General features: G+C 38.5%; 11 protein-coding genes. 4 read left to right on the forward strand and 7 right to left on the reverse strand.

Annotated features, from left to right (window positions below):
• Positions 1-71 precede the first annotated feature (71 nt).
• Positions 72-752 (reverse strand): 7-cyano-7-deazaguanine synthase QueC, encoded by a 681-nt coding sequence (gene queC / locus ACIR310F_RS0102420; RefSeq protein WP_028082445.1) that lies wholly within the window; start codon positions 750-752, stop codon positions 72-74.
• Positions 753-1,330: 578 nt separating this feature from the next.
• Here queC and ACIR310F_RS0102425 point away from each other — a divergent pair.
• The 3 genes from ACIR310F_RS0102425 to fcmC all read left to right on the forward strand — a co-directional run bounded on the left by ACIR310F_RS0102425 (position 1,331) and on the right by fcmC (position 4,591).
• Complete coding sequence (locus tag ACIR310F_RS0102425) at positions 1,331-2,434, forward strand: Gfo/Idh/MocA family protein (protein ID WP_028082446.1); 1,104 nt, start codon at positions 1,331-1,333, stop codon at positions 2,432-2,434.
• A 544-nt stretch (positions 2,435-2,978) separates the two neighbouring features.
• Positions 2,979-4,127 (forward strand): filament morphology actin-like protein FcmB, encoded by a 1,149-nt coding sequence (gene fcmB, locus ACIR310F_RS0102430; protein ID WP_028082447.1) that lies wholly within the window; start codon positions 2,979-2,981, stop codon positions 4,125-4,127.
• Between the two features lie 5 nt (positions 4,128-4,132).
• On the forward strand, positions 4,133-4,591 hold the full coding sequence (gene fcmC, locus ACIR310F_RS0102435; protein WP_028082448.1) for a filament morphology membrane protein FcmC: 459 nt from the start codon (positions 4,133-4,135) through the stop codon (positions 4,589-4,591).
• A gap of 150 nt (positions 4,592-4,741) precedes the next feature.
• On the opposite strand, the gene ACIR310F_RS0102440 is transcribed toward fcmC, so the two are convergent.
• The 6 genes from ACIR310F_RS0102440 to ACIR310F_RS0102465 form a co-directional block, all read right to left on the reverse strand.
• Complete coding sequence (locus tag ACIR310F_RS0102440; RefSeq protein WP_028082449.1) at positions 4,742-5,323, reverse strand: CPBP family intramembrane glutamic endopeptidase; 582 nt, start codon at positions 5,321-5,323, stop codon at positions 4,742-4,744.
• A gap of 282 nt (positions 5,324-5,605) precedes the next feature.
• The gene (locus tag ACIR310F_RS0102445; RefSeq protein ID WP_028082450.1) at positions 5,606-6,640 is read right to left on the reverse strand and encodes a DUF3326 domain-containing protein; all 1,035 of its coding nucleotides are present in this window, start codon (positions 6,638-6,640) and stop codon (positions 5,606-5,608) included.
• A 44-nt stretch (positions 6,641-6,684) separates the two neighbouring features.
• Positions 6,685-6,855 (reverse strand): hypothetical protein, encoded by a 171-nt coding sequence (locus tag ACIR310F_RS26020; RefSeq protein WP_190372175.1) that lies wholly within the window; start codon positions 6,853-6,855, stop codon positions 6,685-6,687.
• Positions 6,856-6,921: 66 nt separating this feature from the next.
• Positions 6,922-7,239 (reverse strand): 2Fe-2S iron-sulfur cluster-binding protein, encoded by a 318-nt coding sequence (locus ACIR310F_RS0102455; protein WP_028082451.1) that lies wholly within the window; start codon positions 7,237-7,239, stop codon positions 6,922-6,924.
• 212 nt (positions 7,240-7,451) lie between these two features.
• On the reverse strand, positions 7,452-8,888 hold the full coding sequence (locus tag ACIR310F_RS0102460; RefSeq protein WP_028082452.1) for an FAD-binding domain-containing protein: 1,437 nt from the start codon (positions 8,886-8,888) through the stop codon (positions 7,452-7,454).
• Positions 8,889-8,958: 70 nt separating this feature from the next.
• On the reverse strand, positions 8,959-10,230 hold the full coding sequence (locus ACIR310F_RS0102465) for a dihydroorotase (RefSeq protein WP_028082453.1): 1,272 nt from the start codon (positions 10,228-10,230) through the stop codon (positions 8,959-8,961).
• Between the two features lie 236 nt (positions 10,231-10,466).
• On the opposite strand from ACIR310F_RS0102465, the gene ACIR310F_RS0102470 reads away from it, so the two are divergent.
• Complete coding sequence (locus tag ACIR310F_RS0102470) at positions 10,467-10,931, forward strand: DUF29 domain-containing protein (protein ID WP_028082454.1); 465 nt, start codon at positions 10,467-10,469, stop codon at positions 10,929-10,931.
• Positions 10,932-11,117 lie beyond the last annotated feature (186 nt).

Below are 11,117 nucleotides of genomic sequence, written 5' to 3' on the forward strand. Positions count from 1 at the left end.
CACAATGATTAAATCGAATTATGAACATCTTTGTATAAAATCTGAATTGCGGAGTGGAAGTTGTTGATTCTCTAAGCACCAGCATAGGGAAGAGGATCTTTTAACCCCAATTCAGCAAAAGCTGCTAACCGCAATTGACAGGAATCACAGACACCACAGGCAATATCATTACCAGCATAGCAAGACCAGGTGAGATGCCAAGGAACTCCTAATTGATTACCAAGTTGGATAATTTCTGTTTTTTTTAAGTCAATTAACGGGGCGATAATTTTAATTGGTTGTCCAGAACGTCCTTGTTTTGTTCCTAAACGGAAAACTTCCTGGATAGCTTGGATATAATCAGGACGACAGTCTGGGTAGCCAGAGTAATCTAGGGCATTAACCCCAATATATACTCGTTCCGCTGCGATCGCCTCTGCATAACCCAAAGCAAAACTTAAAAAGATGGTATTACGGGCAGGAACATAGGTGACAGGGATATTATCGGCCATTTCAGCCAGCGATCGCTGTTGAGGTAAATTAATCTTATCATCTGTCAGTGCCGAGCCTCCCCATTGCCGTAAATCAAAATTAACTACTTGATGTTCAATTACACCGGCTGTATCAGCAAGCGTTAAAGCAGAATTTAATTCTCTCCGATGTCGTTGTTGGTAATCAAAAGAAATAGTATAGCATTGACAACCATCTGCCTTTGCTTGATAAAGCACCGTCGAAGAATCTAAGCCACCGGATAATAGAATTACAGCTTTCATGTCGAAATCAGCAATGGGGATAACAAAAGTCAATAAAATCAGGGAAAACAGGGGATAATTTGATCAATTACCCATTCCTTCACAAATTCCATTCAAAAAATGGGAAAATCAATAAAATGCCCCCAAAAAAATTAAATATGTGCAAAAATTCCCTGACAAGGGAACAGCAATTTTATAGATCCTCCAGCAAATTATACTCTAAGTTTCAACTATTTGTTTATAAGTTAAAATACTTACACAATAAAAATAAAATTACCCTAATCAAGAGCGGATATTTATTTGATTAGTTAATTGATTAACGACATATCCAAGAATTTATACTGAGAAGCTAGGGCATTTATCAAGTCAATAAAGAAACATATAATTTTTTGAGGAGATGAATAAAGCCGGGAAATTAACAACCATTGATCCAAAATCCCATCTAGATAACGGGAACTGAACCTAAACTTTGAAATTCTTCATAAAGACAATCACTATGTTACCATTTTGATGGTTAAAGACAAATAAAACCTGGCATTTAAGTATAAAGGTTAAAGACCTTAGAGTCTCTAAATTTGGTGGTTGAGGAGAAAACAATAGTGCAAAATAGCAGATCAGTGTCAGAACCAAATCTATATTCACAGCGCAACCAGCCGCATCATATCCGCATAGGTGTGATTGGGGTTGGTAACATGGGACAACATCATACCCGCGTTCTCAGTTCCATGAAAGATGTAGAACTAGTAGGGGTTTCCGATATTAACGTTGAACGTGGTTTAGAAACGGCCAGTAAATACAAAGTTCGTTTTTTTGAAAACTACTGTGACTTATTACCTCATGTAGACGCGATTTGTGTTGCTGTACCGACAAGGCTACATTATGCCGTAGGCATCAACTGTTTATTAGCCGGAATCCATGTTTTAATTGAGAAACCAATAGCAGCTAGTATTTCTGAGGCCGAGTCTTTAGTGAATGCTGCTGCTGAATCTCAGTGTATTTTGCAAGTTGGTCACATTGAGCGATTTAACCCCGCATTCAGGGAACTGAGTCAAGTCCTGAAAACAGAGGAAGTTTTGGCTTTAGAATCGCACCGCATGAGTCCTTATTCAGTGCGAGGGAGTGATGTTTCCGTGGTGCTGGATTTAATGATCCATGACATTGATTTACTGCTAGAATTAGCTGCATCACCAGTGGTGAAATTAACGGCTAATGGGACTCGTTCCTTAGACTCAGGTTATTTAGATTATGTAACTGCGACCTTGGGCTTTGCCAATGGAGTTGTTGCTACTCTTACAGCCAGCAAAGTTACTCACCGAAAAATCCGCCGTCTGGTTGCCCATTGTAAAAATTCATTCACAGAAGCAGATTTTCTCAATAATGAAATTTTGGTACATAGGCAAACCCCTGTCAACCCCCTGATCGATCAGCAAAAAGTCCTATATAGACAAGATGGTTTAATCGAAAAGGTTTATACCACTAATGTTCAGCCTCTGAGTGCAGAGTTAGAGCATTTTGTCAACTGTGTCCGTGGTGGCAATCAACCCTCTGTTGGTGGTGAACAAGCTCTCAAAGCTCTGCGCTTGGCTAGTTTAATTGAGCAAATGGCTTTAGAGGAAAGAGTCTGGAATCCATTAGAATGGTCTTCAGAATCGAGAGTCCAATCTTTGACCGAAAAAAATCGGATACAAGCCCCGTCCTTCTAGGACGGCTTTATAGTAAACTAAGTATAGTCGCCACAGGGCATTGGGAGACTATAAACGGACACTCCAGACCGGATCAGACTACTTTTCGGTAGCACCAGTCAGTGAAGTGTCAAGGAATCCTCGCTCATGAAAGGAGGAGGAGGTATGTCAAATCAACTATTTAGCTCTAACTAGCAGTGGGGGAAGGAACGGTTTTTTCTCCCACTCTCGCAAAAGGTGAGTTATATAAACAATCTTCTGCGGGTAATTTCAAAAACTAAAAGGACTACTATACTGTTCATTTATTGGCAAATCAAGACAAGGGCTGCCGTTGTCCCTGATATTTCCACTTTAGTAGGTTTCATTAAATGGTAAAAACAGCAAATCAGCAATAAAACCTTGACATCTGGTTATAAATGCCATAAGAAATGCTAAATCATCGCAAATTGACCATTGCCTGTTCTCAATTTTGACGTATTTCTAGTTACACTTAATCCAATCTAAAATTTTTTGTAGCTCACCTTTATGTAAGATGAGCATGATAACTTTTGACAGAGGAGCTTTCATGACAGACCAACCCTCCGCAGCTAATCCCATCAATGCCGCTGCCATTCCTATGAACCGCCCTGCGGCAGCTACACCAATGAATTCTTTCAAGCCAACTAATGTTGGGGGTAAAACCATTCTCAGCGTTGATTTAGGCAGAACCTCCACCAAGACTTGTGTGAGCCGTGAACCCGGCAGTGTGGCTTTCATTCCTGCTAATGTGAAGCAGATGAGTGTGACTGAAATTCGTGGCGGTGTGTTTGAGGCTAAGGCAACTGACCCACTGATGGATTTGTGGTTAGAGTATCAAGGTAGTGGCTATGCTGTGGGGCAATTAGCCGCAGATTTTGGCGCAAATCTTGGCGTAGGCCAATCTAAGGTTGAGGACGCACTGATCAAAGTCTTGTCCTGTGCCGGCTACTTTAAGCTCAAAGATGAAATTTCTGTGGTTCTGGGTCTACCCTTTTTGTCTTTGGAACAATTTGAAAAAGAAAAGGCACAGTTAACTAGTTTGGTAACAGGACCTCATGTATTGAATTTTCGAGGTGAATCTTTATCTCTCAACATTAGCAAAGTCTGGGTAATGCCTGAAGGATATGGCAGTTTGCTGTGGTCAGAAACTCAACCTAATAAAGGAACAGGAGTTCCCGATTTTACGAAAATGTCAGTGGGGATTGTAGATATTGGCCACCAAACCATTGATATGATCATGGTGGACAATTTCCGGTTTGCTAGAGGGGCTTCTAAGAGTGAAGACTTTGGGATGAGCAAGTTTTATGAATTGGTAGCTGCGGAAATAAAAGATCCAAATGCTGATAGTCAATCATTAGCACTGATTTCTGCGGTTAATAAGCCCAAGGGCAGTCGCTTTTACCGTCCTAAAGGTGCTAGTAAACCTACTAATCTAGATGATTTTCTCCCTAACTTGATAGAGCAGTTTTCACGAGAAATTTGCGCTCGTGTGTTAGCTTGGCTACCAGAGCGTGTGACAGATGTAATTATTACAGGTGGCGGTGGGGAGTTTTTCTGGGAAGATGTCCAACGTCTACTCAAAGAGGCTAAAATCAATGCTTACTTGGCTGCACCTTCCCGGCAGGCTAATGCTTTAGGTCAGTATATTTACGGAGAAGTTCAAGCGGCCGCTGCTGTTCGCCCTGCTAAATCATAAAACTAATGTTCCAATGGTCAAAAAAAGTAGTTAAATCCGTTACGTTCAATCCAGAAATTGCTGATGAGAGCTTGTTAGCGCAGGTGGAAAACTACTTAGAGGCGCAACCAGAGAAAACTTTCAGTGACCTATGTAAAGAGGCCCTATGGAAAGTTTTCTTACCGCAATCTGTACAACCAGCCTCTAAAACAGCAGATATAACCACGATTGAACAGCAAATCAGTGAGATGCAAGTGCAAATAGCTAGTTTTGAGGAACGTTTTTTTGCTAAGGAGTCTCGTCGTTTGGAGGCTATAGAAAGTCAAATGTTGCAACTTACTCAACAAGTTGCAAAGTTAACAACCATGTTGAGTCAGCAACCACCTACTTATATTCCTTCCCAACCTCACCCTGAACCTGAACCTGACCCTCAAGAAGTAGACCCTGTTATTAGTCGTATTGGTCAATTTCTTGATGATTTTTAAGAAAAGACCAGATTTTTAGTGGTTTTTGCTTTGAGAAATACCCTTAATTAGACTACCGTAAGTCCCACCACTAAACTATTTTAGTTTAGTATTATTGGTGGGATATTTCATTTCAAAAGTAAAAAATCAAAAAAATACCGAGGTTTGTATCTAAGGATTTTTAATTTTCCATAAATAGCTAGAAAATAGATTTGTCACAATATGAGCAACTATTGGTAATAATAAGTTACCACTCAGTAAAGCACTATAACCCAAAATTACACCAATGAGAGTCGCCCAAATTACATAAGGCCATTGTTGAGTATCACTAAGGTGTAAAACTCCAAAACAAAGACTAGAGACTATTACAGCTAGATGATCTGCGCCCAGGGCTGGTAACATTACACCTCGAAATAATAATTCTTCACTTAAACCTGGTAATAATCCTAGCCAGATTAAATCAGGCATTGCTAGAGGTTTGAGAACCATCTCTAGATAATAATCCGCACTTTTACGATAAGGAAGAGAAAAGCGATAAGCTAACCCACTTAATATGGTAATGATTAAACCTAAACCGATTCCTAATAATAAGTCTTGTTCGTGCCAGTACCATTTGAAGAGGATAACATTGCTCCAATGTAACCATAACTTAGCAATTATCCAAAGGATAATCGCTGTTACACCCATTGCTACTAAAACTTGGGTGCGTGTTAAGTAAGGAATTTCTGGTTCTTGATTTTGCTGTTCAACCACAGGAATTTAAATAAATAATGGTCATGGGTAATTGACAACCTAAGGTTTTAGAGATATTTTGCGTAAGTCATAAAACATAAATTAAATTAAATTAAATTAAATTAAATTAAATTAATTCATGCTTATCTGCGTTCATCTGCGTTCATCTGCGGTTAATTATTCTAGACGAAGTATTCTCTGGAGTCTCATTTTAACCCAATCAAAATAATTGTAGGTTGGGTAGACCGACAGCGAAACCCAAGTACACAATTTAATACTTGTGGCTGTAACTTAACGGTAATGTCAAATCATTAATGAAAAAGGATTAATACCTGCTTTATGCGCGACTAATACGCCTACAGCTTCCAAATATGAGTTTACCTGCAAGGTGGGAATTTTTAACATCGGAGCAGAAACCTGTAACAAGGTTTTATTTTCCGTAACTGTAATTATTTGACATTGACTTTTACTTAAACTCAATAAAGCACTACCTCCACAGGATGTATCAGGAATAATTAAAGCGTCAATCTGGTCTGCCCACAGATCCGTTGATAATGGCTTATAAGATTCTGTATTAATTATAAACTGCGGAGCGTTACTTAAACCAACTAAAACGCAAGGTAAAAATGTATAGCCTAATTCTTCAGCCGCGGCACGAGGTGATAAATTAGAGACTGTAGGGGCAGGAGAAAGGGCCGGAGCATGGGCGCAAGGAATTTTAAAGGTACGAACTAATAAATGGCTAATGACGGCTTCTGCACCGGCTAGAGGGTCTACTCCTTCACCTTGGCGATAGTTTTGCAGGGCGGTTTCGTCCATGTCTTCTGGGAAACGGGTAACAACTGCGATCGCTTGGGCTTTTTCCTGTATAATTAACTTTTCAGCAGCCCGTAATAAACTATCAGGATTACCTATTGTTCCCCAACTTGTCCCTGATGAAGAAATCCGTAATTCTACATTTAAATCTGCATCGGTAATTACATGATTTGTAATATCTAACCCTAAAGTTGCCCTGGCTGCGTCCGCTACTTGCAAGTGTCGCCGCATTAATTCCGGCTCAATACCCTGGTCTAAAAGTAAACCTACCCTATTACTACGAACAGGACGTAAACCCCATTCTCCAGCGGCAAATTTGTCTAAACCATAACCTTCTACATAGAAAGCGTTGGGAATATTCCAGTATAAGCTTGCACCATTCATAACATTGGGGTGAGTAATCAAGCGATCGCATACCTGTGATATAATTCTCGCTACTGGTAATGCGTCACCAGCATAACCGCCAATTGCTGCCCCAATGCCGGTGGGTATAATTAAAATGACCGTGTATGGTTTTTGAATGGGTATCACAGGTTTTTTATTTCGCGGTAGCCTCAAGGAAGAATCTAAACAGTAACTACAGCCTCTATAGTTGCGGTTTGTTGGGTTTCGTCAATAGCGGTAATAGCCCAACGGAGGGGTTCACCTTGTTTTTGTAATTCCGCTGTAATAGCTTTTTCTAATTCAGTGGGGGTTTCTTGTAATTCAATTTCAGCGGTAATAAAGTGAGTTGTCATTATTCTAAATCCTTTGTATTGGTAATCTTGAGTATAGAAGGACTTGATGGTAATTGGCAACTATATCTACCCTTTCCCAAATTGCTTGTCATAAACTATTTCTTCCTTACCTGTTTCAATTTTCAAATCAGATAATGGCTTAGAAACACAAAGAAGCGCGTAGCCTTGTTTTTGCAGTTCTGGACTTACACCCATTCCCTCGCTTTGGTCTACAGATCCTGCTAATATTAATCCAGCACAGGTTGTACAAACACCAGCATGACAGGAAGCAGGTAATTCTAAACCCACTGCTTCGGCCACTGATAAGACTGCTTCACCTTCTGGAACTTTCAGAGTATATATTTTACCTTCGTGATTGATTTCTACGGTGTAAGTTTTGGACATATACAATAGCAGCTTTTGAGAACGGACAAAAAATTAATTGTATTTAACAATATATAGTAATTTTGTCCAATTTGGGAAAATTTATTTTTTTTAAAGAAGATGAAATATCTTAGACCAAGTATTAGCAGAAATATCCAGATGAACATAATATTATCAAAAAATCATATTCTGTACATCCTTAAATCCTGGAAATCCTGATTTAGACAAAGAAATTAAGTAAAGGCTTTTTGTTGTTGATATATTTGCTTAAATAAAGCTTGCTGCTTTTGATGATCAACAATTGGTTTAGGGTAACTGACGCGATGATATTCTAGAGGAGGAATTTTTCCAGTTACTACATAAGCCGTATCTAAAGAACGTAATTCCGGTATCCATTGACGAATATAAGCTGCTTCTGGGTCGAATTTTTGGGTTTGACTAGCTGGATTAAAAATGCGTAATGGTTGGGGGTCCATACCACTAGAAGCACTCCATTGCCAACCTCCATTATTAGCAGATAAATCACCATCAATGAGTTTCTGCATAAAATATTTTTCTCCCCATTGAGGATTAATTATTAAATCCTTAGTCAAAAAACTGGCAACTATCATTCTACATCTATTGTGCATCCAACCAGTTTCATTTAATTGACGCATAGCAGCATCAACTATAGGATAACCTGTTTTACCCTCACACCAAGCTTGAAAATAAGTTTCGTTATTGCGCCAGGGAAATGCTTTAAAATTATCTCTATATGCACCATTAGCTAATGTGGGGAAATGGTACATAGCGTGTTGATAAAATTCCCTCCATGCTAGTTCCTTTTGCCATGTTTGGATACTAGCATTTACCTCCTCACTATTACTATTTGCTAAGGCTTCTATTGTACTTTGCCAAATAGTTCTAATACCAATAACACCGAACTTCAAAGCAGCACTTAATTGAGATGTTCCCTCAATAGCCGCGAAATTGCGCTGTTCTTGATATTCATTAATAGGATCATGGGTAAAATTTTCTAATTTTTCTTGTGCTGCTAACTCTCCAGGATTAATTATTAATTCCCTATCCCAAATAAAACCTAAATCTTCGGCTGTAGGTAAATTGATTATTCCAGATTTTTCCGCTATTTCTTGTTCTTCTGCTGTGAGATTTTGCAGACTTTCTAAAGTTTTAACTGGTTGAGATTTTGTTTTACTATACCAATTTTTCCAGAAGGGAGTATAAACAGTGTAGGGAGTTTTCGCACCACTAAATATTTCCGTTGGTGAGTGAAGTAACTGATCCCAATTGTAGTTAAGAAACTCAATTCCTGCGGTTTTTAAAACATCAATTACCGCTAAATCCCGAATTTGTGAATAAGGTTCAACATCCCAATTCCAGAATACTGCTTTAGCATTTAAAGCCACTGCTAATTGAGGAATTGCCACAACGGGATCATTTTGCAAAATTAATAATTGACTACCTGCTTGTCGGTATCTTTCTTGAAGGGATTGTAAACAACCAATCATATATTTTACCCTAGCAGGTGCAATATCATCACCTTCAAGAATTTGAGGATCTAGACAAAATACACCTACAATCTTGGGAGTTTTTTTTCTGGCCGCAGCTAGTCCTGTATGGTCAGAAATGCGTAAATCTCGACGATGCCAAAACAAAATTAAATCAGACATTGAATAATAAAAAGATGTTCCTGTAAAGTACCCGATAAAATCTGTTTTTCCTTTGATTCGTTACCAAAAATCAAAATAGATTTTCACAAAAAACTTGTACAACCCGACCTATAATTTCTTCACCAAACCAAGGAGTATTATAAGAAAGTGTCTGGAGATTTGCCTGATTTACGTTCCAAATTTGCTGAGGATCAAATAATGTCAATTCAGCTTTTTCACCCGGTTGAATGGCTTTAACCTCCTGTTGTAAACAAGTCGCTGGTTGATGACTCAAAACCCGCCATAATTCCAAAGGTGTAAATTCTCCAGTGGCCACAAGATTCTGCCATAATAGGGGTAATGCCAATTCTAAACCAATTGCTCCCGGTGGCGATTCCGCAAAGGCCTGAACTTTCTCCTCGTAAGTATAGGCTGCGTGATCAATTGCGATCGCATCTATTATACCTGTTCGCAAACCTTCCCGTAAGCATAGCATATCTTGGTAATTTCCCAAAGGCGGATCTAAATGTAAGGAAGTGTGGTAACTTCTCATGGACGTTGTATCAAGTAAAACGTGCATCCAGGTTGTACTAGCGGTAATAGGCACACCTTTAGATTTAGCTTCAGCAATTAATTGTACGCTACGGGCAGTAGAAACACGCATAATATGGACTGGTGTACCGATATCTGCGACTAATTCTAATAAAGCTGCAATAGCCGTTGTTTCCGCACTAGTTGGCATTGGCGGTAAACCTAAACGCAAGGCTTCTGCACCTTCTCGAATCATACCATTAGCGGCTAAATGGCGATCGCATGGCCAAAAAGCCACAGGTTTACCAAAAGGTTGAAGATACTCCAAAACCCGTCTAACTATCCCCAAATTTTCCCAAGGTTTACTATCAGTAAAACCCACAATTCCCGCAGCGGTTAAATCTGCTACTTCTGTTAATTGTTTACCTGCCAAATCTAAAGTAATTGCTCCCCAGATGTGAAGACTGGGGGAGACTTTTTCCCGATTTCGGTATTGTTGTAACTGTGTTACCAAAGCAGGTTGATCAATAACTGGTAATGTATCAGGTAAAACGCAAATTCTAGTAAAACCACCAGCAGTAGCAGCTTGGCAAAGAGAACTTAAAGTTTCTCGTTCTTCAAAACCAGGTTCACCCGAATGACTATATAAATCAACTAATCCAGGACCAATAACCAAACCTTGACAATCGCGGACAGACGTATCTGTAGTAAAATTTGTAATTTGTGGGGCGACATCTTGAATATAACCATCAATAATTAACACATCTGCTACTATGTCAGTTTTTTGCAGAGGATCGATTACTCTTACTTGTTTTAATAGTTCTTTTGTCATGAAAAATACTACTTATCAGTCTTTTAACCGTTGTCTATTCTACTGTTTGATCATGCAAATTGGACGTTTTCGCAATAACTTCAGTATTAACTTATAATATAAGTATTTTTTGTAACTTATATCCTCATGATTCACATTTCCGACTTCTAGCCAGAAATCATCATTTATTCACAATTTTTTATAACTTAGGTTAATATGGAAATTATCATTATAATAATTGTTGTATTTCCACTGATATGCTTGAACCTCTCCATGATCAAGATTTGCAAAGTTGGATTGAATCAACAATTCAACACCTTAAAAATCGTCAATTTGAAGCCCTTGATATTGAATATCTAATTGAGGAATTAAATGATTTGGGTAAATCGGAAAAAAATGCACTTACAAGTAATCTTATGATCTTGTTAGCTCATTTGCTAAAGCTAAAAGTCCAATTTGATGCTCCAGATAGTATGAAAATGAGTTGGTATCACTCAGTTATTGAACATCGTCAACGAGTTTTAAACAATTTAGAAAATACTCCTTCTCTCAAAAGTTTTCTTTTAGAAGCTATAAATAAAGCCTATTCTCAAGGACGTAAATTAGCAATTAAAGAAAGTAAATTTGCTGCTTTTGGAGTGCGTATTGCTGATGAAAGTGAATATCCTGATATTTGTCCATTTTCTGTTGAGCAAATATTGGATGAAGATTTTTATAGTTAGTGAAAATACGCTGCATTTTTCGGTTTAGCGATACATATAGGAATCCGGTTTGATTCTGTGAATTTACTTGTGTGGTCAGGGAACAGGGAGCAGGGAACAGGGAACAGGGAACACAGTAAGAAAGACAGAATTGATACCTACTAATTCTTGTATGGCTACGCCACGCAAGCTATCAAAAATCAAATA

The organism is Dolichospermum circinale AWQC310F (assembly GCF_000426925.1).
Classification (GTDB): domain Bacteria; phylum Cyanobacteriota; class Cyanobacteriia; order Cyanobacteriales; family Nostocaceae; genus Dolichospermum; species Dolichospermum circinale.